We start from the raw sequence: 24,215 nt of genomic DNA on the forward strand, positions 1-24,215 counted from the left end.
GCGCGTGGCCTCTAGGGCGTGTTAACACTAATTGCTTTTGGACATCTCGGCTGCGAAACTATCGGCCATGGAGATCACAAAAGAGCAATTCGCGCGCATTGAACACTGCCTGCCCTTGCAGCGCGGCAACGTCAGCATGAGCAATTTGGAGGTCATCAACGCCATGCTGTATGTGGCCGAGCACGGTTGCAAGTGGCGCGGACTTCCCAAGCGGTTTGGCAACTGGCACACCATCTACACGCGCATGCGTCGCTGGACCAAGGCCGGTGTGCTGGACAAGATGTTTGATGCGCTGCAGCGCGAGCAGATCGTGCGCATCAAGATTGAAGCGGTGTCCCTGGACTCCACCAGCATTAAGGTGCATCCCGACGGCACAGGCGCTCTAAAAAAAACGGACCTCAGTCCATCGGCAAGTCCCGAGGCGGATGGAACACCAAGATTCATATGGTTGCCGCGGATGCTCGAACGGCCGTAACGTTCAGCCTCTCACCGGGCCAGGCGCATGACGCACCCGAAGGTCGGCGGTTGCTTCAGAGCCTGGGCGCAGCGAGTCGGCCGGTACATCTGCTCATGGACCGAGCCTACGAAGGAAACGAGACGCGACAGTTGGCGCTTGACCTGGGATTCATCCCGGTAGTGCCGCCGCTGAGGACGCGAATCGAACCATGGGAGTACGACCGTGAGATGTACAAGCGCCGCAATGAAGTTGAACGCCTGTTCCGCCGACTCAAGGGCTACAGGCGCATCTTCAGCCGCTTCGAGAAACTCGATGCGATGTTCCTGGGGTTTCTTAGCTTTGTGCTGGTGGTCGATGGCCTTCGAAGTTTGTGTTAACAGGCCCTAGACCATAAAGTGGCTCCGAACCATGACCGCCAACCCGATGCATGTTGATCAGGCTGCGGGAATTCTCAGCACCTGGCCCGGGTAAATCTTGTCGGGGTGGGTCAACATGGGTTTGTTGGCTTCAAAGATCTGCGGGTATTTGTTGGGTGTGCCGTAGAACGCCTTGCTGATCTTGGACAGGTTATCGCCCTTGACCACGGTGTACCACTGCGATTCGGGTTCGGGTGCTGTGACGGTCATCATGTCGTTGACGGTCGTCACGTTGGCCACATTGCCGCAACACAGCACAACCTTTTCCCGCGTGGCCTGATCGGGTGCAATGCCGGCCACGGTCACTGTTTCGGTGGCGCCATCGAATGTGATGTCCAGCCCTTCCACGTTGAGCTTCATGCTTTCAATATAGGTGGCAATGGCCTGGGCTGCGGTCTGGTTCAGGGCCGCAACCTGGTTCGCGCTGGGAGCGGCTGTGGCGGGTTCTGCCGCCTGCGCCTTGCCAATGCCAATGCCAAACAGTTTTTCGCCGGCTTCCTTGATGAAACTGAACATGCCCATGGTTTTGTTCCTTTGAGGGGTGAACGGAAAGGGCATCGTGCAGGCGCTGCACGTTTGCGTCAAGTGCGGGTGGAGGGTGGCCTTTGAAGCGAAGGACAGCCAGCGTCCGATACTCTGCAGTCAGAAGAGACTCTGAGGGGATTTCGCCGCGGGCGGGTCCCTTTGGGGTCACATGTTGGCCGGACCGGCAGCCGGTAGACCCGCGCTGCCTGCCTGCTATAATCGATTGGCTTTGCTGAAGGGTGTTCTGAGTGTGTACTCGGGGGCCCGATGGCCAAGTAATCGCAAACCAGCCCAACCGGGTGTTGTCGGAGCATGTGAAGGAAGTCCGTTTGGCTTCTTTCGCTCCAGGCAATCAGGGCTGGATTTTAGTCCCAACCTCAGGAAAGTAATCCCATGTCTATCTCCATGCGCGAAATGCTGGAAGCCGGTGTCCACTTCGGTCACCAAACCCGCTTCTGGAACCCCAAGATGGCTCCGTACATCTTCGGTCACCGCAACAAAATCCACATCGTCAACCTCGAAAAGACGCTGCCCCTGTTCGAAGAGGCAGCCAAGTTCGTGAAGCAGCTGTCTGCCAACCGCGGCACCATCCTGATGGTGGGCACCAAGCGCCAGTCGCGCGACATCGTGGCCCAGGAAGCCCGCCGTGCCGGCGTGCCATTTGTTGACCAGCGCTGGCTCGGCGGCATGTTGACCAACTTCAAGACGGTCAAGACCTCCATCAAGCGTCTGAAGGATATGCAGGCCCAGAAAGAAGCCGGCCTGGAGAGCATGACCAAAAAAGAGCAGCTGATGTTTGCTCGCGAAATGGAAAAGCTGGAAAAGGACATCGGCGGCATCCAGGACATGGCCGCTCTGCCCGACGCCATCTTCGTGATCGACGTGGGCTTCCACAAGATCGCCATCCTTGAAGCCCAGAAGCTGGGCATCCCGCTGGTGGGTGTGGTGGATACCAACCACAACCCGGTGGGCATCGACTATGTGATCCCCGGCAACGACGACTCGGCCCGTGCTGTGGCGCTGTACGCCCGCGGTATTGCAGACGCTATTCTTGAAGGCCGTTCCAGCGCGGGCAACGACATCGTCAAGGCTGTCAAGGCCGAAGGTACTGACGAATTCGTCGAAGTCAAGGAAGGCGCGGCCGCCTGAGCCTCGCCACTGCGCGCAAGAGGGGCTCCTGTAGCCCCTTTTTTACAAGCAAAACTGATCAATTGAAAAGTCCGCCCGGCCCATTCGGGGGAGGCGGCCAACGGAGAACTGAAATGGCAATTACCGCAAGTATGGTCGCCGAACTGCGCGCCAAGACCGATGCACCCATGATGGAGTGCAAGAAAGCCCTGACCGAAGCCGATGGCGACATGGCCAAGGCCGAGGAACTGCTGCGCGTCAAGCTCGGTACCAAGGCGGGCAAGGCTGCCAGCCGCGTGACCGCCGAAGGCGTGGTCGCCAGCTTCATCAATGGCACCACCGGCGGCCTGATCGAAGTGAACTGCGAAACCGATTTCGTGACCAAGAACGACAGCTTCCTGGCCTTGGCCAACGCTGCTGCCCAGCTGGTGGCCGAGCACAACCCGGCCAGCGTCGAAGCGCTGGGCGCTCTGCCTTACAGTCAGGACAGCTTTGGCCCCACGCTCGAAGACGTGCGCAAAGGCCTGATTGGCAAGATCGGCGAGAACATGAGCTTCCGCCGCTTCAAGCACTACAGCAACGGCGCCAAGCTGGTCAGCTACCTGCACGGCACGCGCATTGGCGTGGTGGTGGAATTTGACGGTGAAGAAGTGCCCGCCAAGGACACCGCGATGCACATTGCCGCCATGAAGCCCGTGGCCCTGACCAGTGCCGACGTCCCGGCCGAGTTCATCGAGCGCGAGCGTTCGGTGGCCACAGCCAAAGCGGACGAAGCCAACAGAGAGCTTGTGGCCGCTGGCAAGCCGACGCAGAGCGCCGAGATCGTTGCCAAGCGCATTGACGGCGCGGTGCAGAAGTACCTGAAGGAAGTCAGCCTGTTCAACCAGCCTTTCGTGAAGAACGACAAACAGACCGTTGAGCAGATGCTCAAGGCCGCTGGTACAACCGTCAAGGGCTTCACCATATACGTGGTGGGTGAAGGCATCGAGAAGAAGGTGGACGACTTCGCCGCCGAAGTCGCCGCGCAAGTGGCCGCAGCCAAAGGCGCCTGATCTGACGCTGGACGCTGCCAGCTCCTTCGCCGAGACAAGACAACGGGCCGCATGGCCCGTTGTCTTGTGTGATGCCTGCACATTACGGTGATTGTGTCGCTTGCAGGGCGTTCTGGGCCGGCTCCTCGGTACACTTGCCGGTTGAGCTTACCGATTCTGATTTCCTGAAAGTTGTCCATGCCAGCCTATAAACGCATCCTTCTTAAATTGTCGGGTGAAGCCCTGATGGGCGACGATGCATTCGGTATCAACCGCGCCACCATTGTTCGCATGGTGGAAGAGATCGCTGAAGTCACGCGCCTCGGCGTGGAGGTGGCCATCGTTATCGGTGGAGGCAACATTTTCCGTGGCGTGGCGGGTGGCTCGGTGGGGATGGACCGGGCCACGGCCGACTACATGGGCATGCTGGCCACGGTCATGAACTCGCTGGCACTGGCCGACACCATGGAAAAGGCCGGCCTGGTGGCGCGAGTCATGTCGGCCATCGCGATCGAGCAGGTGGTCGAGCCCTACGTTCGCCCCAAGGCGCTGCAGTACCTCGAAGAGGGCAAGGTGGTTGTTTTTGCTGCCGGCACCGGCAATCCGTTTTTCACCACCGACACAGCCGCCGCCCTGCGTGGCGCTGAAATCGGTGCCGAGATCGTGCTCAAGGCCACCAAGGTGGACGGTGTCTACAGCGCCGATCCGAACAAGGACCCGAGCGCCACCCGCTACACGGCGCTGACCTTTGACGAAGCCATGGCCAAGAACCTGCAGGTGATGGACGCCACGGCCTTCGCGCTGTGCCGTGACCAGAAGCTGCCGGTCAAGGTGTTCTCGATTTTCAAGCCGGGCGCCCTGCGCAATGTGGTGCTCGGTGGCGACGAGGGCACCCTGGTCCACGTCTGACGTCCACTGATTCACCGAAACCTGTCGAATTGAGGAGCATTCATGAGCATTGCTGAAGTCCGCCAAACCGCCGAACACAAGATGCAGCAGTCGGTGGAATCGTTCAAGAGCAACCTGGCCAAGGTGCGCACGGGACGACCCAACCCCCAGCTGCTGGACACGGTGCATGTGGATTACTACGGATCCATGTTGCCTCTGTCACAAGTGGCCAACCTCACACTGCTCGATGCCCGCACGATCGGCGTGGCGCCTTGGGAAAAGGGCATGGGCGCGAAGATCGAAAAAGCCATCCGCGAATCCGACCTGGGACTGAACCCTTCCAGCCAGGGTGACCTGATCCGCGTGCCCATGCCACCCATGACCGAAGAGCGCCGCAAGGAGCTGACCAAGGTCGTGCGCGGTGAAGGCGAGTCGGCCAAGGTTGCGATCCGCAACCTGCGACGTGACGCCAACGAACATGTCAAGAAGCTGGTCAAGGACAAGTTGGCTTCGGAAGACGATGAGCGCCGTTCGACGGACGACATCCAGAAGCTGACCGACCGCATGATCAACGAGGTGGATCGGCTGGTCGCTTCCAAAGAGCAGGACATCATGGCGGTGTGACGCGGGTGCGTCATCCCTGCCTGTTTGCTGAACCCGAGTCTTGATGGCCGATTTTTTGCCTGCCGATCCGAAAACACCTGACACCGTGCCGCGCCATGTGGCCATCGTGATGGATGGCAATGGTCGTTGGGCCCAGCGCCGCCATCTGCCGCGGGTGGCCGGGCACAAACAAGGGGTCGATGCGCTGCGCAACACGGTCCGGGCCTGCCTGGAGCGGGGCGTTCAGGTGCTCACGGTTTTTGCCTTCTCCTCCGAGAACTGGAGCCGTCCTGTGGACGAAGTGTCCGGACTGATGGATCTGCTGGTCATGGCGTTGTCGCGCGAGGTGCCCAAGCTGACCAAGAACGGTGTGCGCCTGTATTTTCCGGGCGATCGCAGCGGGCTTTCGCCCCGGGTGGTTCAAGGTCTCCAGCGTGCTCAGGACGCCACAGCCCACAACCAGCGCATGGTGCTCAATGTCTGTTTCAACTACGGCGGACGCTGGGACATTGCGCAGGCGGCGCGCCGCCTGGCGGCCGAGGGGCGCGAGATCACCGAAGCCAGCCTGTGCGAAACCACGGCGCTCGCCCATTCGGGGGATCCGGACTTGCTGATCCGAACGGGCGGCGAGATGCGGATCAGCAACTTCCTGTTGTGGCAAGCCGCGTACACCGAGCTTTTTTTCACGTCCTGCCTGTGGCCCGACTTTGATGCGGCGGAGCTGGACCGCGCCTTCGCCGACTACGCCGGCCGTGAGCGCCGCTTCGGTCAGACATCTGATCAGCTGGAAAAGAACCCGCCTGACAAAGCCAAGGCCGGACCCTACCATGCTTAAACAGCGCATCATCACCGCGCTGCTCTTGATGGCGGTCTTGTTGCCCGCCTTGTTCTATCCGTCCAGCGAGCCATTTGTGCTGCTGTCGCTGCTGCTCATCGTTGCAGCTGGCTGGGAGTGGGCGCGGCTGAATGCCTGTGCGCCGGCCATGGCCAAAGCGGTGGGTCTCGTCCTGGGGCTGGTGTTGCTGGCGTTCTGGCTGCTGGGTGGGCTGGACCAGACCTGGCGGTCGGTCTGGCTGCTGTCTTCCATGGCCTGGGTGGGTCTGGCGGTGGTGATGCTGCGGCGCGGTGTGGCCGGATGGAGTGCATGGCCTGCGGCGATCCGGTTGGGGCTGGGGTTGCTGTTGCTGGCCTGTGCCTGGCTGGCGCTGGTGCAGGCGCGTCAGCTGGGCCTGGGTTTCTTGCTCTCGGTTTTGAGCCTCGTCTGGATGGCGGATATCGCGGCGTACGCCGGCGGGCGTGCGTTCGGGCGCCGCAAGCTGGCACCGACACTGAGTCCCGGCAAGAGCTGGGAAGGTGCTGTCAGCGGTCTGGTGGGCGTTCTGTTGCTCGGACTCGGATGGCTCTGGTTTGATCGGCTCGGTCTGACCGATCAGCCCAGCCTGTTCACCCGTTTGCAGGAGCGCGGCGAGCTGCTTGCGTGGTTGGCCGTGATCGGTCTGTCCGCCATGAGCGTGGTGGGGGATCTGTTGGAATCACTGGTCAAACGCAGCGCAGGCATGAAAGATTCCAGCCAGCTGCTGCCGGGGCACGGCGGTGTGCTGGACCGGGTGGACGCTTTGTTGCCCGTATTGCCACTGGCCATGATGCTGGTCACCCTCTGAACACCATGACATCCCTTCGACAGAACGTCACCATTCTCGGTTCGACCGGATCGATCGGCACCAGCACGCTGGATGTGATCGCACGCCATCCCGACCGCTACCGGGTGTTTGCCCTCACTGCGGCCACACAGGTGGAGATGTTGCTTCAACAGTGCCAGGCTTTTTCCCCGCGCTACGCCGTGATGGCCAGCGCGTCCCATGCCGCGCAACTGGCCGCGCGCGTGAAAGAGCTGGGCTTGCCGGTCCAGGTACTGGCGGGCGAGCGCGCTCTGTGTGAAGTCAGTTCCGACCCCGACGTGCACGCCGTGATGGCGGCGATTGTGGGGGCGGCCGGGCTGGCCCCCAGCCTCGCCGCCGCGCAGGCTGGCAAGAAACTCCTGCTGGCCAACAAGGAAGCCCTGGTGGTAGGCGGTGAACTGTTCATGCGGGCGGTGCGCGAGGGTGGTGCCACTTTGTTGCCCATCGACAGCGAACACTCGGCCGTGTTCCAGTCGCTGCCCGAAGATTCGGCCACATGGGAGCGCCGGGTGGAGAAGATCGTGCTCACGGCTTCCGGCGGGCCGTTCCGCCAGCGTGATCCGCAAACCCTTCATCTGGTGACGCCCGAAGAGGCTTGCGCCCACCCCAACTGGGTCATGGGACGCAAGATCTCGGTGGACTCGGCCACCATGATGAACAAGGCGCTGGAGGTGATCGAGGCACGCTACCTGTTCGGTCTGGCGCCAGCGCAGATCGAGGTGGTGATCCATCCGCAGAGCGTGATCCACTCCATGGTGCAGTACCATGACCGTTCGGTGGTGGCCCAGCTGGGCACGCCCGATATGCGCGTACCGATTGCCTATGGACTTGCCTGGCCCGAGCGCATCGTGTCGGGTGCGGCGGCGCTCGATTTTTCGACCTTGGGCGCGCTCAGTTTCGAAAAGCCGGACGACGAGCGTTTCCCGGGGTTGCGACTGGCCTGGGAGTCTCTGGCCGGTCCGGTCGGCACCACCGCCGTGCTCAACGCGGCCAACGAGGTGGCCGTGGCCGCGTTTCTCGACCGGCGACTGCGTTTTGACCAGATTCACGCGGTCAACCATGCAACTTTGGGCGCCATGAGCTCCTCCAAGCCGGTGGGCCTGGGCGATCTGATGGCCATCGATGCCGAGGCACGCGCAGTGGCTGGCACGGTGGTTGCGCGTTGCGCGGCCTGACCGGAGTTCCTGACGGTCGCGGACACCGGCGGTCGGTGTCGTCCCTGAACAAGCTTGTCCCCGTCATTGCAGGACCCTCCCCATGTTGACCCTGATCGCTTTTGTGGTGGCCCTCGGCCTGCTGATCACCGTGCACGAATACGGGCACTACCGGGTGGCGGTGGCCTGTGGCGTGAAGGTGCTTCGTTTCTCGGTCGGTTTCGGCAAACCCCTGCTGCGTTGGCAGCGCAAGGGCAGCCCGACCGAGTTTGTGCTGTGTGCGCTGCCACTGGGCGGTTATGTGCGCATGCTGGACGAGCGCGAAGCGCCGGTGGATGCCGCCGAAAAGCACCTTGCGTTCAACACCCAGCCGCTGAAATCGCGCGCCGCCATCGTGGCAGCTGGGCCTGTGGCCAACCTGTTGCTCGCCGTGGTGCTGTACGCGGTGGTGAACTGGTCGGGCGTGGATGAGCCCAAGCCGGTGCTGGCGGCCCCGGTGGCCGGTTCACTGGCGCAACAGGCGGGGCTGCAAGGCGGGGAGTGGGTGTCTCAAGTCGGCGCAGGCGCCGATTCGGAGCCGGTGGCTGTGCTGTCGTTTGAAGACCTGCGCTGGCGATTGACCCAGGCCGCACTGTCGGGCGAGGACATGACGCTGTGGGTGGCGCGCGAAGAGGGTGACCCTGCGCGTGCCATCACCTTGCCCTTGAGCACGCTGGACGTGCGCGAAGCCGACGCGAGCCTGTTCCGGCGCATCGGCATCCTGGCGCCCTGGACCGCACCGCAGTTGGGCGATCTGCTGCCAGGCGGAGCAGGTGAAGCCGCCGCCTTGCGAGCGGGCGATCTGGTCTTGCAGGTGGACGGACGGCCCGTGGCCGATGGTCAAAGCCTCCGGACCCTGATTCGCGAAGCGGTGGGCCCGCAAGGTGAGCCTCGGGTGCAGCAGTGGCTGCTGCAGCGGGGCGCCGAACGCCTGACCTTGCCCGTGCAGCCGAAACCCGAGCAGCACGAAGGGGTCTGGGTCGGGCGTATTGGGGCCTATGTGGGCGCAGCGCCCGCCATGACCCTGGTGCGTCATGGTCCGGTGGACGGGCTGTGGCTGGGCGCCGTGCGCACCTGGGAGGTTTCCTGGCTCACGCTCAAGATGATGGGGCGCATGGTGATCGGAGAGGCTTCGATCAAGAACCTCAGCGGCCCCTTGACGATCGCCGACTACGCGGGCAAGTCGGCCAGCCTGGGCCTGACGTCTTATCTGCTTTTTCTGGCGCTGATCAGCGTCAGCCTGGGGGTGCTCAACCTGCTGCCGCTGCCGGTCCTCGATGGAGGGCACCTGATGTATTATCTTTGGGAGGGTGTGACTGGACGTCGTGTGTCAGACGTCTGGATGGAGCGCCTGCAGCGCGGTGGTGTTGCGATTCTTTTGGCGTTGATGTCCGTCGCCTTGTTCAATGATGTGGCCCGCTTGGCTGGCTGAACGTTCTTCCTCATGAAAATAATCACAAACAGACTGCGTGGCCTGTCGTTCACGGCGGCTGCATCCCTCCTTCTGACGGCATTGCCGGCATGGGCCGTGGATCCCTTCACTTTGCGAGACATTCGCGTCGAGGGCCTGCAGCGTGTGGAGCCCGGCACCGTGTTCGCCTCGTTGCCGTTCCGGATTGGTGAACAATACAACGATGAAAAGGGCTCCACGGCGATCCGCTCGCTGTTTGGTCTGGGCCTTTTCAGCGACGTTCGACTGCAGGTCAATGGTGATGTGCTGGTGGTGATCGTCGAGGAACGCCCCACGGTGGCCGATGTGAGTTTCTCCGGCATCAAGGAGTTTGATGCCGAGGTGCTCAAGAAATCCCTGCGCGATGTCGGTCTGGCTGAAGGTCGGCCTTTTGACAAAGCGCTGGCTGATCGTGCCGAGCAGGAACTCAAGCGCCAGTACATCAACCGCAGCATGTACGCCGCACAGGTGGCCACCACGGTCACGCCGGGTGAGCGCAACCGGGTCAACCTGAACTTCAGCGTGATCGAGGGCGATGTGGCCAAGATCAAGGACATCCGCATCGTCGGCAACCAGGCCTTCAGCGAGGCCACCCTGCGCAACCTGTTTGACCTGGATACCGGTGGCTGGCTGAGCTGGTACACCAAGTCCGACCGCTACTCGCGCGCCAAGCTCAATGCCGACCTCGAGAACCTGCGTTCGCATTACCTGACGCGCGGGTACCTGGAGTTTCGGGTCGACTCGACCCAGGTGGCCATCTCGCCCGACAAGCAGGACATGTCGGTCACCATCAACATCACCGAAGGCAATCGCTTCGTGGTGTCTTCGGTGGCCTTGGAGGGTGAATACCTGGGCAAGGAGGACGAGTTCAAGTCGCTGGTGACCCTGAAGGTCGGCGAGGCCTACAACGCCGAGGACGTGAGTCGCACGGTCAAGGCGTTCACCGACTATTTTGGAGGGTTTGGCTACGCTTTCGCACAGGTGGAGGCTGCCCCCGAGATCGACCGCGTCAACAACCGGGTGGCCTTCGTGTTGCGTGCCCAGCCCTCGCGCCGCGTTTACGTGCGCCGCATCAACGTGGAAGGCAACAACCGCACGCGCGACGAAGTCATCCGCCGCGAGTTCCGCCAGCTCGAATCGGCCTGGTACGACAGCGACCGCATCCGCCTGTCGCGCGACCGGGTGGACCGTCTGGGTTTCTTCACAGAAGTCGGCATCGATACCGAACCCGTGCCTGGCACCAATGACCAGGTGGACCTGACAGTGAGCGTTGCAGAAAAGCCCACCGGCAACCTGTCCATCGGCGCCGGCTATTCCCAGGCTGACAAGTTGTCGTTCCTCGCCAGCATCAAGCAGGAGAACGTGTTCGGCAGCGGCAACTACCTCGGCCTGGACCTCAACACCAGTGAGTTCAACCGCCAGTTCGTGCTGAGCACCACCAATCCGTATTTCACGGCGGACGGCATTTCACGCACCTTCGACCTGTATTACAAGACCACACGTCCCTACGACGCACAAGGTGGTGACTACCAAATTTCAACCCCCGGCGTGGGGGTGCGCTTTGGCGTGCCGTTCACCGAGCGCGACACCGTGTTTTTCGGCCTTGGTGCGGAGCGTGTGAAGGTGGAGGAGGGTGATCAGTTGCCCGAAGCCTACCGCGACCAAGGGGGCACCTACCTGCCAGCCACCATCGGCTGGGCACGCGACGAACGCGACAGTGCGCTCGTACCGTCCGAAGGCCGTCTGCAGCGTATCAATACCGAGTTTGGTCTGGGCAGCGACAAGCGCTATGTCAAGCTGAGCTACCAGTTTCAGCAGTACGTTCCCTTGACGCGGCAGTACACGATGGCCTTCAACACCGAACTGGGTGTCGGCAAAGGCATGGGTGGCAAGCCTTATCCAGTGCTGCGCAACTTCTACGGTGGCGGTCTCGGTTCGGTCCGAGGCTTCGAGCAAGGTACCCTGGGCCCCACATCGGCGGTCATCGGCTCAACCACGGGTGAGACCGTCAACATCGGTGGTGCGCGCAATTTTGTGGCCAATCTCGAGTTCATCGCTCCGTTCCCCGGTGCGGGCAACGACCGCACCTTGCGCTGGTTCGGCTTTGTCGACGTGGGCAATGTGTTTGGCGAATCGCAGAAAGTGGACTTTGGCGAAATGCGGGCCTCTGTTGGCGTGGGCCTGAGCTGGATTTCACCCATTGGCCCACTGCGTTTCGCCTATGCCAACCCGGTGCGCAAGTTCGACGGGGATAGAATCCAGAAATTCCAGTTTCAGATCGGAACGTCCTTTTGATGAACAAGTTTCCTCGCCTCTTTTTGCATGGGTTGCTCTCGGTGCTCCTGATGGCTGCCGCAGGGACGTCTGTGTCTGCTCAAGAAGTTCGGATCGGCGCGGTCAACCTGGACTCGATTGTGCGGGACTCGGCGTTGGCCAAATCTCTGACGGCGAAACTGGAACAGGATTTCTCGCCGCGTGAGAAAGAGCTTCAAGCCCTGGGTGTCCAGCTCAAGAGCTCATCTGAAAAGTTTGAACGTGAGGCACCGACGCTGCCCGAAGCGCAGCGGATCACCCGCCAGCGTCAGCTGGTCGAGCAGGATCGCGAATTCCAGCGCAAGCAGCGGGAGTTTCAGGAAGACCTGGCTCTCCGGAAGAGTGAAGCCCTTCAGCAGGTGGTTGATCGGGCCAACCGCGCGCTCAAGAAGGTCGCCGAGGCGGAAAAATACGACCTGATCATTCAGGACGCCGCCTATATCAACCCGAAGCTCGACATCACTGCCAAGGTGATTGATGCTTTGAACAACGCCAAATAAGGCGTTGCGGGTTTGACGTGTCCAGATCCCTGGGGTCTATTGTTGAGGCCCTGGGTGGTCAGTTACAGGGCGACGCCCAAGCACTCATCCAGCGTCTGGCGCCACTGTCCACTGCGGGTTCGCACGACCTCGCGTTCGTGGCCCAGGTCCGCTACGCCAGCCAGATCGAGACCACCCGCGCATCGGCGCTGATCGTTCCACCGGCCTTGCAGGCCGTCGCAGCCCTTCGTGGCGCCTGCATCGTGACGGACGATCCCTACCTCTACTTTGCCCGCCTGACCCAGTGGTGGCGCGCGCAGCACGAGCCCCGACCCGAACCCCGGATCGATCCGCTGGCCAGCATCCACCCTGACGCCTTGATCGGCGAGGGCGTGGACATTGCCGCTTTCGTGACCGTCGGACCCGGTGCCCGCATCGGTGCCGGTGCGCGTCTGGGCTCACACACGGTGATCGGCGCGGGAGCCGTGGTCGGGGCCCACTCACTGCTGCACCCGCGCGTGACCCTGGGCGAGCGCTGCAGCGTGGGTGAACGCTGCGTGCTGCACCCGGGCGTGGTGATCGGTGCCGACGGATTCGGTTTTGCGCCGCACCGGGGTCAGTGGGTCAAGATCGAGCAGTTGGGCGCTGTGCGCATCGGCAACGACGTCGAGATCGGGGCCAACACCTGCATCGACCGTGGCGCGCTGGATGACACGGTCATCGAAGACGGCGTCAAGCTCGACAACCTGATCCAGATCGGCCACAACGTGCACATCGGAGCGCACTCGGCCATGGCCGGTTGCGTGGGGGTGGCGGGCAGTGCCACCATCGGGGCCCACTGCACCGTGGGCGGCGGAGCGGTGGTGCTGGGGCATCTGACACTGGCCGATGGTGTGAACATCTCGGCCGCTTCCGTGGTGACACGCTCCATTTCCAGGCCTGGTCACTACACCGGCATGTTTCCCATCGACGACAATGCGAGCTGGGAAAAGAACGCCGCCTCCCTCAAACAACTCAACCGCCTGCGCGAACGGCTCAAGGCCGTGGAGCAGGCCATCGAACAAGCTACGAAAAGCACGCTCAAGCCATGATGGACATCCACCAGATTCTCAAGAAGTTGCCACACCGTTATCCGTTCCTGCTGGTGGACCGTGTGCTCGAACTCGAACCGGGCAAGCGCATCAAGGCGCTGAAGAATGTGACCATGAACGAGCCCTTTTTTGAAGGGCACTTTCCGCACCGGCCTGTGATGCCCGGTGTGCTCATGCTCGAAGCCATGGCGCAGGCGGCCGCCTTGCTGGCATTCGAGGTGGTGGGTTCGGTTCCCGATGAAAAGTCGGTCTATTACTTCGCCGGCATTGACGCTGCGCGCTTCAAGCGCCCGGTCGAACCCGGTGACCAGCTGATCATGGACGTGACGCTGGAGCGCATGAAGGCCGGCATCTTCAAGTTCAAGGGTGTGTGCACCGTGGACGGCAAGATGGTCTGCGAAGCCGAGTTGATGTGCACAATGCGCACCGTCGCCTGATCGCAGCGGAGATCAGTTCGTGACACAGATTCATGCCACGGCGCTGGTGGACCCGGCTGCCGAGATCGATGGCACGGTCAGCATCGGTCCTTACACCGTCATCGGCCCGCATGTGAAGATCGGTGCGGGCACCACGGTGGGCGCACATTGCGTCATCGAAGGGCGCACCACCATCGGCCGGGACAACCGCATTTTCCAGTTCAACTCGCTCGGTGCGGTCCCACAGGACAAAAAGTACGCGGGTGAACCCACCGAGCTGACCATCGGCGACCGCAACACCATCCGCGAGTTCTGCACCTTCAACCTGGGTGTGCCTGGTGCGGGTGGTGTGACCAGCGTGGGCAATGACAACTGGATCATGGCCTACACCCACATCGCCCACGACTGCCACGTCGACAACCACACGACCCTGGCGAACAACACCACGCTGGCCGGGCACGTGCACCTGGCCGACTGGGTCACGGTGGGCGGCCTCACCGGCATCCACCAGTTCGTGTCGGTGGGCGCACACGCCATGATCGGCTTCGCCAGCGCGGTGTCGCAGGATGTGCCGCCTTTCATGCTGGTGGATGGCAATCCGCTGGCAGTGCGCGGCTTCAACGTCGTGGGTCTGCGTCGCCGCGGCTTCACGCCCGAGCGGGTTGCCGCCGTCAAACAGATGCACAAGCTGCTGTACCGCCAGGGCCTCACCCTGGAACAGTCACGCAGTGGCATCGAGGCGTTGGCGAGCGACATGCCCGATGCCGCCCCCGATGTGGACATGATGAACCGCTTCCTCGCCTCTGCGACCCGCGGCATTGCCCGCTGACGGTTTGCCGGCCCCCTACATGGAAGTGCAACGCCGGTTTGCGATGGTGGCTGGCGAGACGTCCGGCGATCTGCTCGCCGGCCTGCTGTTGCAGAGCATGCGCCAGCGCTGGCCCGATCTGGTGGCGGCCGGCATCGGAGGCCCGCGCATGGTCGAGCAGGGGTTTGACGCCTGGTGGCCCAGCGACAGGCTGGCCGTTCGGGGCTACCTGGAGGTGCTGCCCAAGCTGCTGGGTATTCTGCGCATCCGTAAACGCTTGCGCGAGCGCCTGCTGGCACAGCCGCCAGCGCTGTTCATCGGCGTGGACGCACCCGATTTCAATTTCGGACTGGAAGCCGATCTCAAGGCCGCTGGTGTCCGCACCGTGCATTTTGTCTGCCCCTCCTTCTGGGCCTGGCGGCCTGAGAAGATCGAGAAGGTGCGGCGCGGGGCCGACCATGTGCTGTGCATTTTTCCGTTTGAGCCAGCTTTGTTGGCAGAGCATGGCATCGCTTCCACCTACGTGGGCCATCCGATTGCACATGTGATCCCCATGGAACCCGATCACGCGGCTGCCCGGCGCCAGCTGGGCTTGCGCGACGAGGACCGCGTGGTGGCGATTCTCCCGGGCAGCCGGGCCTCTGAGGTGCAGTACCTTGCAGCGCGTTTTTTTGCCGCCGCAGCCTTGATGCTCAAAGCCCGGTCGGACCTGCGTTTTGTCGTGCCAGCGGTGCCTGCGCTGCGCGTACGCATCGCCCAGCTGGCGGCGGCCAGCGGTCTGGGTGACGCGCTGAGCCTTGTCGACGGTCAGTCGCACGCCGTGCTGGCCGCCTGCGATGTCACGCTGATCGCCAGCGGCACCGCCACCCTGGAAGCTGCCCTCTTCAAGCGGCCGATGGTCATCGCCTACAACATGAACCGCCTGTCCTGGCACATCATGCGCCGCAAACAATTGCAGCCCTGGGTGGGTCTGCCGAACATCCTGTGCGGTGAATTTGTCGTGCCCGAGCTGCTGCAGGACGCCGCAACACCCGAGGCACTGGCCCGCGCCACGCTGGACTGGCTGGACGCTCCCGACAAAGTCACCGCCTTGCAGGCGCGATTCGCTGAATTGCATCAAACCTTGCGCCGTGACACCGCCCAACTCGCCACCGATGCGATCGAAAAAGTTCTTCAAGGCTGAACAGGCCGCACTGGTCTGGGACGCGCCCGGCCTGGTGGCCGGCGTGGACGAGGCCGGGCGCGGCCCGCTGGCCGGTCCGGTGGTGGCCGCGGCCGTGATCCTGGACGAACGCAAACCCATCAGGGGCCTGGCCGACTCCAAGCAGCTCACCGCCAAAAGGCGGGAAAAGCTCTACGACGAGATCCGCGCCAAGGCGCTGTGTTGCAGCGTCGCGATGGCCTCGGTCGAAGAGATCGACCGCCTGAACATCCTGCAGGCCACCATGCTCGCCATGCAGCGCGCGGTGCAGGGGCTGCGCCTGAAGCCGAACAAGGTGCTGGTCGATGGCAACCGCCTGCCGGCGCTGGACGTGCTGGCCGAAGCCATCGTCTCGGGCGATGCCCTGATTCCGGCCATTTCTGCGGCCTCGATCCTGGCCAAAGTGACCCGGGACCGGTTGCTGGAAGATCTGCACCTGCGGCACCCGGAATACGGGTTCGACCGACACAAAGGCTACGGCACGGTGGTCCACCTGCAGGCCCTTCAAACCCACGGCGCCTTGCCCGAGCACCGCCGTTCCTTTGCACCGGTCGCGCGCGTGCTGACCGCCGCCCAAGCCAAACCATGAACGTTCCCACCACCATCACCTCACGCGACAACCCGCTGCTCAAGCGCCTGCGGCTGCTCGTGCAGGACAGCACGGCCTACCGCAAACAGGGCCAGGTGTGGCTGGAAGGTGATCATCTCTGCCGAGCGCTTCTGGCCCGTGGACACAGGCCGGCAACCGCGGTTTTTTCCGAGACGTTCTGGCCCCAGGCGCCGCACGATCTGCGCGATGCGGCGGACCACATCGTCACCGTTCCCGACGCGCTGATGGCCGGCATCAGCGGTCTCGAGTCGCCGGCGGGTGTGGGGTTTGTCTGGGATCTGCCCAAAGCGGCCGCGCTGCAGACCGGCGCGGCGGCGGTGGTGCTGGACCGGTTGCAGGACGCGGGCAACGTCGGCTCCATCCTGCGCAGCGCAGCGGCCATGGGCTTTGCCCAGGTGCTGGCGCTCAAGGGCACGGCGGCGCTGTGGTCGCCCAAGGTGTTGCGCGCCGGCATGGGGGCCCACTTTGGCCTGCACCTGGTGGAAGGGCTGTCGGTGGACGATCTTGCCGGCCTGTCGGTACCGCTGCTGGTGACCAGCTCGCACCAGGGCGATTTCCTGCACCAGGCCAGGTTGCCCTGGCCCTGTGCCTGGGTGCTCGGGCACGAAGGGCAGGGCGTGAGCCCGGCTCTGGAAGCGCTCGCAACGCAAAAGGTGCGTATCGCCCAGCCGGGCGGCGAAGAGTCGCTCAACGTGGCGGCGGCTGCGGCGATCTGCCTGCATGCCAGCGCGGCCGGGCGTTGAAACCGGGTTACCCGCCTGCACGAGCCCTGAAACATGCCCGTTTTCGGGGCGTGGTGAGTCGGATCGCAGAGGGTGAGCGGCTATAATTCCGGGGTTTACCCGCAATCGACGCAACCCGCTGCGTCCGCCCCGGCTTCCTGCCCAGGTTCCCCGTCCTTTCCCCCGGCTGCGACCCGTTCGCGGCGCTCCGGGAGCGGGCGCGAATCTTCCCCGGTTGATTCCCATGGCGGGCGCGGTTGCGTCCAAAAAATCTCTGGAGAAAACCGTGCTTCCCGTCCATCCGAAAGCCCTTCTCGCGCTCGCCGACGGCACGGTCTTTACAGGCATTTCCATCGGTGCTACCGGCCAGACTTCGGGCGAAGTGGTGTTCAACACCTCGCTCACCGGCTACCAGGAAATCCTGACCGATCCGAGCTATTGCCAGCAAATCGTCACGCTGACCTACCCACACATCGGCAACACCGGTGTGAACCGTGAAGACGTGGAGGCCTCGCGCATCCACGCCGCTGGCCTGATCATCAAAGACCTGCCCCTGCTCGCGTCCAACTTCCGCAGCACCGAGACCCTGTCCGAATACCTGCAGCGCGAAGGCACCGTCGCCATCGCCGATCTGGACACGCGCGCGCTCACGCGCCGCCTGCGCACCCACGGCGCGCAGAACGGTTGCATCGTGGCGCTGGCCGCTGGTGAAGCCCTGACCGAGGCGCACCGCGCCCAGGCCATCGCTGCCGCCAAGGCAGCGCCCAACATGGCGGGCCAGGATCTGGCCAAGGTCGTGTCGGCCGAAGCGCCCTACGCCTGGACGCAGACCGAGTGGCAACTCGGTTTCGGCTACGGCGAGCAGATCGCGCCGAAGTTCCACGTCGTCGCCTACGACTTCGGCGTCAAGCACAACATCCTGCGCATGTTGGCTCAGCGTGGCTGCAAGATCACCGTCGTGCCAGCGCAGACGCCCGCGGTCGACGTGTTCAAGCTCAAGCCCAGCGGCGTGTTCCTGTCCAACGGACCCGGCGACCCGGAACCCTGCGACTACGCGATCGCCGCCACGCGCGAGATCATCGAGAGCGGCGTGCCCACTTTCGGCATCTGCCTCGGGCATCAGATCATGGCGCTGGCCAGTGGCGCGAAGACCTTCAAGATGAAGTTCGGCCACCACGGCGCCAACCATCCGGTGAAGGACCTGGACAGCGGTCGCGTGAGCATCACCAGCCAGAACCACGGTTTTGCGGTAGATGAGAAAGACCTGCCGGCCAACCTGCGTGCCACCCACGTGAGCCTGTTCGACGGCACGCTGCAAGGCCTGGCCCGCACCGACCAGCCGGCTTTCTGCTTCCAGGGCCACCCGGAAGCCTCACCCGGTCCGCACGACATCGGCTATTTGTTCGACCGGTTCATTGCGCTCATGCAACAGCGTGTGGCCGCCTGATTCCCACCAAGGTCCTTCCATGAAGCTCTTCAGTTTTCCGGTGTTTGCGGTGGAGAAGGCGATAGCCAAGCGCATGCTGACGCTGGCGGCGCCGCACAAGGACTGGTTTGCCCAGCGCTGGGCGCAGAAGCCCTACCGCAAGGCCTTCGTGGAGAACAAGGCCATGCCGCTGGTGACGCTGCTGGCCAAGGGCAAGACCTGGGACGACGAGACCTTCAACACCGAGATGGCCGCCTGGGACGCGCTGTTCTACCCGGCCGAAATCGAGGTGTTGCGTCCGATGATCGAAGGCGACGGCCTGCTGCAGCTGATGCAGAAAAACGTGCCTGCCGAACGCGTGCAGGCGCTGCTGAACAAACTGGAAACCCAGCGCCAGGCTTGAGCCTGCGCAACAAGACACAAGCGAACCATGCCCAAAAGAACAGACATCCAGACCGTCCTCATCATCGGCGCCGGCCCGATCATCATCGGCCAGGCCTGCGAGTTCGACTACTCCGGCGTGCAGGCATGCAAGGCGCTGCGCGAAGAGGGCTACAAGGTCGTGCTGATCAACAGCAACCCGGCCACGATCATGACCGACCCGGCCACGGCCGACGTCACCTACATCGAACCCATCACCTGGCAGACGGTGGAGAAAATCATCGCCAAGGAGCGCCCGCTCACCAGCGGTGGTTTCGCCATCCTGCCGACCATGGGTGGCCAGACGGCGCTGAACTGCGCGCTCGACCTGTGGCACCACGGTGTGCTGGACAAGTACGACGTGGAGCTGATCGGCGCCACACCCGAAGCCATCGACAAGGCCGAAGACCGCCTCAAGTTCAAGGACGCCATGACCAAGATTGGTCTGGGTTCTGCGCGCTCAGGCATCGCCCACAGCATGGAAGAAGCCTGGACGGTACAGAAGACCGTGGGGTTCCCGGTCGTGATCCGCCCGAGCTTCACGCTCGGTGGCACCGGTGGTGGCATCGCCTACAACCCGGAGGAGTTCGAGACCATCTGCAAACGCGGCCTGGAAGCTTCGCCCACCAACGAGCTGCTGATCGAAGAATCGCTGCTCGGCTGGAAAGAGTACGAGATGGAAGTGGTGCGCGACAAGGCGGACAACTGCATCATCATCTGCTCGATCGAGAACCTGGACCCGATGGGCGTGCACACCGGTGACTCGATCACCGTGGCCCCGGCCCAGACACTGACCGACAAGGAATACCAGATCCTGCGCAATGCCTCGCTGGCCGTGCTGCGCGAGATCGGTGTGGACACCGGCGGCTCCAACGTGCAGTTTTCCATCAACCCGGCCGACGGCCGCATGGTGGTGATCGAGATGAACCCGCGCGTGTCGCGGTCATCGGCACTGGCCTCCAAGGCCACGGGCTTCCCGATCGCCAAGGTCGCGGCCAAGCTGGCCGTGGGCTACACGCTGGACGAGTTGCGCAACGAGATCACCGGCGGCGCCACACCAGCGTCCTTCGAGCCCTCGATCGATTACGTGGTGACCAAGATCCCGCGTTTCGCGTTCGAAAAATTCCCCACCGCCGACAGCCGCCTGACCACGCAGATGAAGTCGGTCGGCGAGGTCATGGCCATGGGCCGCACTTTCCAGGAGTCGTTCCAGAAAGCCCTGCGCGGCCTGGAAGTGGGCGTGGACGGCATGAACGAAAAGACCCAGGACCGCGAGATCCTGGAGCGCGAACTGGGCGAACCCGGCCCCGAGCGCATCTGGTACGTGGGCGACGCTTTTGCCGCCGGCTGGACCATCGACGAGGTGCACCACTTCACCAGGATCGACAAGTGGTTCCTGGTGCAGATCGAAGAGATCGTGAAGATCGAACTGCAACTGGAGCAAACCAGCCTCGACGCGATCGACGCCGAGACCCTGCGCGGCCTGAAGAAGAAGGGTTTCTCGGACCGCCGCCTGGCCAAGCTGCTCAAGACCAACGACGGCACCGTGCGTGCGCGCCGCATCGCGCAGAACATCCGCCCGGTCTACAAGCGCGTGGACACCTGCGCGGCCGAGTTCGCCACCGACACCGCTTACCTGTATTCGACCTACGAAGGCCACGGCGATGGCGAGTGCGAAGCCGAACCGACGAACAACAAGAAGATCATGGTGCTCGGCGGCGGCCCCAACCGCATCGGCCAGGGCATCGAGTTCGACTACTGCTGCGTGCACGCGGCGTTGGCCATGCGCGAAGACGGGTACGAGACCATCATGGTCAACTGCAACCCGGAAACCGTGTCCACCGACTACGACACTTCTGACCGCCTGTACTTCGAGCCGCTGACGCTGGAAGACGTGCTGGAAATCGTGGACAAGGAAAAACCCACCGGCGTCATCGTGCAGTACGGCGGCCAGACGCCGCTCAAGCTCGCGCTCGGTCTGGAGGCCGCGGGCGTGCCCATCATCGGCACCAGCCCTGACATGATCGACGCCGCCGAGGACCGTGAGCGCTTTCAGCAACTGCTGCACGAGCTCGGTCTGCGCCAGCCGCCCAACGCCACGGCGCGCGCCGAGCCTGAAGCGCTGGAAAAAGCCGCCGCCCTGGGCTACCCGCTGGTGGTGCGCCCGAGCTATGTGCTGGGTGGCCGCGCGATGGAAATCGTGCACGAGCAGCGCGACCTGGAGCGCTACATGCGTGAAGCCGTGAAGGTGAGCAACGATTCACCGGTGCTGCTCGACCGCTTCCTGAACGACGCCATCGAATGCGACGTGGACGCGATCCGCGACCACACCGGTCGCGTCTTCATCGGCGGTGTGATGGAGCACATCGAACAGGCCGGCGTGCACAGCGGCGATTCGGCCTGTTCGCTGCCCCCGTACTACCTCAAGCAGGCCACGGTGGACGAGCTCAAGCGCCAGACCGCGGCCATGGCACAAGGCCTGAACGTGATCGGGCTCATGAACGTGCAGTTTGCCATTCAGGAAGTGGACGGCCAGGACGTGATCTACGTGCTGGAAGTGAACCCGCGCGCTTCGCGCACGGTGCCCTTCGTCTCCAAGGCCACGGGCATCCAGCTGGCCAAGGTGGCGGCACGCTGCATGGCCGGCCAGTCGCTGGACGACCAGGGCATCGGCGCCGAAGTGAACCCGCCATACTTCAGCGTCAAGGAGGCTGTGTTCCCGTTCGTGAAGTTCCCGGGGGTGGACACCATCCTCGGCCCCGAGATGAAGTCCACCGGCGAAGTCATGGGCGTGGGCAAGACCTTCGGCGAAGCCTTCGTCAAGAGCCAGCTGGGTGCCGGCACCAACCTGCCGCGTCCACACAAGGCCGACGGCAGCCCGTCGGGCAAGGTCTTCCTGACCGTCAAAAACGGCGACAAGCCGCGTGCGGTGGAAATTGCGCGCGCGTTGGTGGCCATGGGCTTCGAGCTGGTCGCCACGCGGGGTACCGCCGCTGCGATCGCAGCGGCCGGCGTGCCGGTGGTGACCGTGAACAAAGTGACCGAAGGCCGTCCGCACATCGTTGACATGATCAAGAACGGCGACATCAGCCTGGTCATCAACACGGTGGAAGAGCGGCGCAACGCGATCACCGATTCGCGTGCGATCCGCACCTCGTCGCTGCTGGCCCGCGTGACCACCTTCACCACCATCTTCGGAGCCGAAGCAGCGGTGGAAGGCATGAAGTACCTGGACAGCTTGGGCGTGATTTCGGTGCAGGAGATGCACGCCCAACTGGCCATCTGACGCCGCCGGGTTGCCCCGGTTGATTCCTGGATGCCCGCCGGGGCATAATGTCCCCATACACCGCCGACCGGCAACGCTCGGCGGTTTCCTTTTGTACCTTGCGGGCCGTCGGGCCTGTTTTTCCGAGACTCTGGAGCGTTCACATGTCCACCTTTCCGATCACCAAACGCGGCGCAGAAAAGCTCAAGGAAGAGTTGCAGCGGCTGAAGACCGTGGACCGTCCCTGGGTGATCGGCGCGATCGCGGAAGCACGGGCCCAGGGCGACCTGAGTGAAAACGCCGAATACGACGCGGCCAAGGATCGCCAGGGCTTCATCGAGGGCCGCATCGCCGAGATCGAGAGCAAGCTCTCGACCGCCCAGATCATTGACCCGACCACCGTGGACGCCGGCGGCCGGGTTGTGTTTGGCGCGACGGTGGATCTGGAGGATGTGTCCGATGGTGCCGCCCTGACCTATCAGATCGTGGGCGAAGACGAGGCCGACCTGAAGCTCGGCCTGGTCAACATTGGCAGCCCGATCGCACGCGCCATGATCGGCAAGGAAGAGGGCGACACCGCCGAAGTCCAGACCCCGGGCGGCACGCGCCGCTTCGAGATCGTGGCCGTGCGCTACGCCTGATGCCCATGCAGCGGCTGGCGGTGTTCCTGGCGGCGCTCTGGTGGGGCGGCATCTCGTCCTTGAGTTTTGTGGCCGTGCCGACACTGTTCGCCAGCCTGGGCAGCCCGGCGGTGGCCGGGCCGGTGGCCGCGAAGCTGTTTTCGCTGCAGTGCTGGGCGGGGCTCGGGCTCGGTCTGGCCTTGTTGCTGATCCTGCGCCGTCAACGTTCGTTGGGGCACTTCCCGCTGGCGGGTGAGCCCGTGGATCCGGAGCAACTGCGAACCATGCAGCGCGTGCTGACCACCATGGGCTTCGTGCTGGCGGCCATGTTGCTGGCGCTGCTGCAGGAGTTCGGCGTGGCGCAGCAAATCGTGACGGCACGCGCCACCGGCGGCGACCTGCGCCTGTGGCACGGTCTGGGCACGCTGATGGTGCTGGGGCAGTGGCTGTGTTCGGGCGCTGTGCTTTGGCGAACAGCTAAGTAACCCCCCCGCGCCGCCTGCGGCGTCACCCCCCAGGGGGCGGCACTGGAGGCCCGGCGAAGCCGGTTCCGCGGTTGCCCTGAGATAGAAAGCCCCTGCGCGCCGACCAGTGCGCTATTCCACCCGTTCTGCTGATTCGAGCGTATTCACCATCAGCATCGTGATGGTCATGGGTCCGACACCACCGGGCACCGGGGTGATGTAGCCCGCCACTTCCTTGACGCCCGCAAAGTCCACGTCGCCGCAGAGCTTGCCTTCGTCGTTGCGGTTCATGCCCACGTCGAGCACCACGGCGCCGGGCTTGACCATGTCGGCCGTCAGAACGTTGCGTTTGCCCACGGCGGCCACGATCACGTCGGCCTGCAACGTCATGGCCTTGAGGTCTTTCGTGCCGCTGTGGCAGATGGTGACGGTGGCGTTCTGCTGCAGCAGCATCATGGCCATGGGCTTGCCCACGATGTTGCTGCGGCCGATCACGACCGCGTGTTTGCCCTTGAGGTCGTAACCGATGCTCTCCAGCATCTTCATGCAGCCATAGGGCGTGCAGGGCCAGAAGCCGGGCAGGCCGGTCATCAGGGCGCCGGCGCTGGCGATGTGAAAACCGTCCACGTCCTTGGCGGGCGAAATCGCTTCGATCACTTTCTGCGCGTCGATGTGTGCCGGCAGCGGCAGCTGCACCAGGATGCCGTGGATGGTGGCGTCGTGGTTGAGCGCGTCCACACGGGCCAGCAGGTCGGCTTCGCTCATGCTGGCCGGCCAGGTCTCCAGCACCGAATGCATGCCGGTGTCTTCACAGGCCTTGACCTTGTTGCGCACGTAGACCTGTGAAGCGGGGTTGTCACCGACCAGGACCACGGCCAGACCGGGCGTGATGCCCTTGGCCTTGAGCGCGGTGACGCGCGCGGCGACATCGGCGCGCAGTTGGCGGGAGAGGGCGTTGCCGTCGATCAGTTGGGCGGTCATGGCGTGGGTGGTGGAGTGGTTTGGAAATG

General features: G+C 63.5%; 24 protein-coding genes. 22 read left to right on the forward strand and 2 right to left on the reverse strand.

Features of this window, described 5'->3' with window-relative positions:
• The first annotated feature begins 67 nt into the window (after window positions 1-67).
• Window positions 68-834, forward strand: a protein-coding gene (locus AC23D4_RS02035) for an IS5 family transposase (protein WP_487623619.1) whose coding sequence is annotated in 2 segments (ribosomal slippage) — window positions 68-383 and window positions 383-834 — 768 coding nt in all. Because the reading frame shifts where the segments join, the coding sequence is not laid out codon by codon here.
• 57 nt (window positions 835-891) lie between these two features.
• Here AC23D4_RS02035 and lysM read toward each other — a convergent pair.
• Window positions 892-1,395 carry a peptidoglycan-binding protein LysM gene (lysM, locus tag AC23D4_RS02040; RefSeq protein WP_472887369.1) on the reverse strand — a complete coding sequence of 168 codons (504 nt, stop codon included), beginning with the start codon at window positions 1,393-1,395 and terminating at the stop codon, window positions 892-894.
• 396 nt (window positions 1,396-1,791) lie between these two features.
• Between lysM and rpsB the strand changes: the two genes are divergently transcribed.
• From rpsB to AC23D4_RS02145, 21 genes are all read left to right on the forward strand, one after another.
• Complete coding sequence (rpsB, locus tag AC23D4_RS02045) at window positions 1,792-2,547, forward strand: 30S ribosomal protein S2 (protein ID WP_472887368.1); 756 nt, start codon at window positions 1,792-1,794, stop codon at window positions 2,545-2,547.
• Between the two features lie 113 nt (window positions 2,548-2,660).
• The gene (tsf, locus tag AC23D4_RS02050) at window positions 2,661-3,578 is read left to right on the forward strand and encodes a translation elongation factor Ts (protein ID WP_472887367.1); all 918 of its coding nucleotides are present in this window, start codon (window positions 2,661-2,663) and stop codon (window positions 3,576-3,578) included.
• A gap of 177 nt (window positions 3,579-3,755) precedes the next feature.
• Window positions 3,756-4,466 carry a UMP kinase gene (pyrH, locus tag AC23D4_RS02055; RefSeq protein WP_305361062.1) on the forward strand — a complete coding sequence of 237 codons (711 nt, stop codon included), beginning with the start codon at window positions 3,756-3,758 and terminating at the stop codon, window positions 4,464-4,466.
• A gap of 42 nt (window positions 4,467-4,508) precedes the next feature.
• On the forward strand, window positions 4,509-5,069 hold the full coding sequence (gene frr, locus AC23D4_RS02060; protein ID WP_472887366.1) for a ribosome recycling factor: 561 nt from the start codon (window positions 4,509-4,511) through the stop codon (window positions 5,067-5,069).
• Between the two features lie 43 nt (window positions 5,070-5,112).
• Entirely contained in the window at window positions 5,113-5,883 is a 771-nt protein-coding gene (gene uppS, locus AC23D4_RS02065; protein ID WP_472887365.1) for a polyprenyl diphosphate synthase, read from the forward strand.
• On the forward strand, window positions 5,876-6,709 hold the full coding sequence (locus AC23D4_RS02070) for a phosphatidate cytidylyltransferase (protein ID WP_472887364.1): 834 nt from the start codon (window positions 5,876-5,878) through the stop codon (window positions 6,707-6,709). The genes uppS and AC23D4_RS02070 overlap by 8 nt, the downstream gene beginning before the upstream one ends.
• 5 nt (window positions 6,710-6,714) lie before the next feature.
• Window positions 6,715-7,902: a 1-deoxy-D-xylulose-5-phosphate reductoisomerase gene (gene ispC, locus AC23D4_RS02075; RefSeq protein WP_472887363.1), complete on the forward strand. Its 1,188-nt coding sequence runs from the start codon at window positions 6,715-6,717 to the stop codon at window positions 7,900-7,902.
• Between the two features lie 82 nt (window positions 7,903-7,984).
• Window positions 7,985-9,352: an RIP metalloprotease RseP gene (gene rseP, locus AC23D4_RS02080; RefSeq protein ID WP_472887362.1), complete on the forward strand. Its 1,368-nt coding sequence runs from the start codon at window positions 7,985-7,987 to the stop codon at window positions 9,350-9,352.
• A gap of 12 nt (window positions 9,353-9,364) precedes the next feature.
• Window positions 9,365-11,665 carry an outer membrane protein assembly factor BamA gene (gene bamA, locus AC23D4_RS02085; protein WP_472887361.1) on the forward strand — a complete coding sequence of 767 codons (2,301 nt, stop codon included), beginning with the start codon at window positions 9,365-9,367 and terminating at the stop codon, window positions 11,663-11,665.
• Window positions 11,665-12,183 (forward strand): OmpH/Skp family outer membrane protein, encoded by a 519-nt coding sequence (locus AC23D4_RS02090; RefSeq protein WP_472887360.1) that lies wholly within the window; start codon window positions 11,665-11,667, stop codon window positions 12,181-12,183. Before bamA ends, AC23D4_RS02090 begins: the two co-directional genes overlap by 1 nt.
• A gap of 17 nt (window positions 12,184-12,200) precedes the next feature.
• On the forward strand, window positions 12,201-13,253 hold the full coding sequence (lpxD, locus tag AC23D4_RS02095; protein ID WP_472887359.1) for a UDP-3-O-(3-hydroxymyristoyl)glucosamine N-acyltransferase: 1,053 nt from the start codon (window positions 12,201-12,203) through the stop codon (window positions 13,251-13,253).
• Window positions 13,250-13,690, forward strand: coding sequence for a 3-hydroxyacyl-ACP dehydratase FabZ (gene fabZ / locus AC23D4_RS02100; protein ID WP_177134989.1), 441 nt, complete (start codon window positions 13,250-13,252; stop codon window positions 13,688-13,690). Before lpxD ends, fabZ begins: the two co-directional genes overlap by 4 nt.
• A 19-nt stretch (window positions 13,691-13,709) precedes the next feature.
• The gene (lpxA, locus tag AC23D4_RS02105; RefSeq protein WP_472887358.1) at window positions 13,710-14,498 is read left to right on the forward strand and encodes an acyl-ACP--UDP-N-acetylglucosamine O-acyltransferase; all 789 of its coding nucleotides are present in this window, start codon (window positions 13,710-13,712) and stop codon (window positions 14,496-14,498) included.
• 19 nt (window positions 14,499-14,517) lie between these two features.
• Entirely contained in the window at window positions 14,518-15,660 is a 1,143-nt protein-coding gene (lpxB, locus tag AC23D4_RS02110) for a lipid-A-disaccharide synthase (RefSeq protein WP_472887357.1), read from the forward strand.
• Window positions 15,632-16,267, forward strand: coding sequence for a ribonuclease HII (rnhB, locus tag AC23D4_RS02115; protein ID WP_472887356.1), 636 nt, complete (start codon window positions 15,632-15,634; stop codon window positions 16,265-16,267). The genes lpxB and rnhB overlap by 29 nt, the downstream gene beginning before the upstream one ends.
• Complete coding sequence (locus AC23D4_RS02120; protein ID WP_472887355.1) at window positions 16,264-17,031, forward strand: TrmH family RNA methyltransferase; 768 nt, start codon at window positions 16,264-16,266, stop codon at window positions 17,029-17,031. Before rnhB ends, AC23D4_RS02120 begins: the two co-directional genes overlap by 4 nt.
• 265 nt (window positions 17,032-17,296) lie before the next feature.
• Window positions 17,297-18,457, forward strand: coding sequence for a glutamine-hydrolyzing carbamoyl-phosphate synthase small subunit (carA, locus tag AC23D4_RS02125; RefSeq protein WP_472887354.1), 1,161 nt, complete (start codon window positions 17,297-17,299; stop codon window positions 18,455-18,457).
• Between the two features lie 19 nt (window positions 18,458-18,476).
• Window positions 18,477-18,839 carry a hypothetical protein gene (locus AC23D4_RS02130; protein WP_472887353.1) on the forward strand — a complete coding sequence of 121 codons (363 nt, stop codon included), beginning with the start codon at window positions 18,477-18,479 and terminating at the stop codon, window positions 18,837-18,839.
• A gap of 27 nt (window positions 18,840-18,866) precedes the next feature.
• The gene (carB, locus tag AC23D4_RS02135; protein ID WP_472887352.1) at window positions 18,867-22,142 is read left to right on the forward strand and encodes a carbamoyl-phosphate synthase large subunit; all 3,276 of its coding nucleotides are present in this window, start codon (window positions 18,867-18,869) and stop codon (window positions 22,140-22,142) included.
• A gap of 143 nt (window positions 22,143-22,285) precedes the next feature.
• Window positions 22,286-22,762, forward strand: coding sequence for a transcription elongation factor GreA (greA, locus tag AC23D4_RS02140; RefSeq protein ID WP_472887351.1), 477 nt, complete (start codon window positions 22,286-22,288; stop codon window positions 22,760-22,762).
• Window positions 22,762-23,226: a DUF4149 domain-containing protein gene (locus AC23D4_RS02145; RefSeq protein ID WP_472887350.1), complete on the forward strand. Its 465-nt coding sequence runs from the start codon at window positions 22,762-22,764 to the stop codon at window positions 23,224-23,226. Before greA ends, AC23D4_RS02145 begins: the two co-directional genes overlap by 1 nt.
• Window positions 23,227-23,337: 111 nt before the next feature.
• Here AC23D4_RS02145 and folD read toward each other — a convergent pair whose 3' ends face one another.
• A complete protein-coding gene (folD, locus tag AC23D4_RS02150) occupies window positions 23,338-24,186 on the reverse strand; it encodes a bifunctional methylenetetrahydrofolate dehydrogenase/methenyltetrahydrofolate cyclohydrolase FolD (protein WP_472887349.1) in 849 nt (282 codons plus the stop codon).
• Window positions 24,187-24,215: the final 29 nt, after the last annotated feature.

Source organism: Hydrogenophaga sp. L76, from assembly GCF_057654755.1.

Excerpts from the sequence above, each read along its gene's own strand:
- AC23D4_RS02145 (WP_472887350.1), top strand. The coding sequence starts at position 22,762 with ATGCCCATGCAGCGGCTGGCGGTGTTCCTGGCGGCGCTCTGGTGGGGC.
- bamA (WP_472887361.1), top strand. The coding sequence starts at position 9,365 with ATGAAAATAATCACAAACAGACTGCGTGGCCTGTCGTTCACGGCGGCT.
- uppS (WP_472887365.1), top strand. The coding sequence starts at position 5,113 with ATGGCCGATTTTTTGCCTGCCGATCCGAAAACACCTGACACCGTGCCG.
- ispC (WP_472887363.1), top strand. The coding sequence starts at position 6,715 with ATGACATCCCTTCGACAGAACGTCACCATTCTCGGTTCGACCGGATCG.
- frr (WP_472887366.1), top strand. The coding sequence starts at position 4,509 with ATGAGCATTGCTGAAGTCCGCCAAACCGCCGAACACAAGATGCAGCAG.
- greA (WP_472887351.1), top strand. The coding sequence starts at position 22,286 with ATGTCCACCTTTCCGATCACCAAACGCGGCGCAGAAAAGCTCAAGGAA.
- tsf (WP_472887367.1), top strand. The coding sequence starts at position 2,661 with ATGGCAATTACCGCAAGTATGGTCGCCGAACTGCGCGCCAAGACCGAT.
- rnhB (WP_472887356.1), top strand. The coding sequence starts at position 15,632 with ATGCGATCGAAAAAGTTCTTCAAGGCTGAACAGGCCGCACTGGTCTGG.
- AC23D4_RS02090 (WP_472887360.1), top strand. The coding sequence starts at position 11,665 with ATGAACAAGTTTCCTCGCCTCTTTTTGCATGGGTTGCTCTCGGTGCTC.
- lpxB (WP_472887357.1), top strand. The coding sequence starts at position 14,518 with ATGGAAGTGCAACGCCGGTTTGCGATGGTGGCTGGCGAGACGTCCGGC.
- rseP (WP_472887362.1), top strand. The coding sequence starts at position 7,985 with ATGTTGACCCTGATCGCTTTTGTGGTGGCCCTCGGCCTGCTGATCACC.
- AC23D4_RS02070 (WP_472887364.1), top strand. The coding sequence starts at position 5,876 with ATGCTTAAACAGCGCATCATCACCGCGCTGCTCTTGATGGCGGTCTTG.
- lysM (WP_472887369.1), bottom strand. The coding sequence starts at position 1,395 with ATGGGCATGTTCAGTTTCATCAAGGAAGCCGGCGAAAAACTGTTTGGC.
- AC23D4_RS02130 (WP_472887353.1), top strand. The coding sequence starts at position 18,477 with ATGAAGCTCTTCAGTTTTCCGGTGTTTGCGGTGGAGAAGGCGATAGCC.
- carB (WP_472887352.1), top strand. The coding sequence starts at position 18,867 with ATGCCCAAAAGAACAGACATCCAGACCGTCCTCATCATCGGCGCCGGC.
- AC23D4_RS02120 (WP_472887355.1), top strand. The coding sequence starts at position 16,264 with ATGAACGTTCCCACCACCATCACCTCACGCGACAACCCGCTGCTCAAG.
- folD (WP_472887349.1), bottom strand. The coding sequence starts at position 24,186 with ATGACCGCCCAACTGATCGACGGCAACGCCCTCTCCCGCCAACTGCGC.
- rpsB (WP_472887368.1), top strand. The coding sequence starts at position 1,792 with ATGTCTATCTCCATGCGCGAAATGCTGGAAGCCGGTGTCCACTTCGGT.
- fabZ (WP_177134989.1), top strand. The coding sequence starts at position 13,250 with ATGATGGACATCCACCAGATTCTCAAGAAGTTGCCACACCGTTATCCG.
- pyrH (WP_305361062.1), top strand. The coding sequence starts at position 3,756 with ATGCCAGCCTATAAACGCATCCTTCTTAAATTGTCGGGTGAAGCCCTG.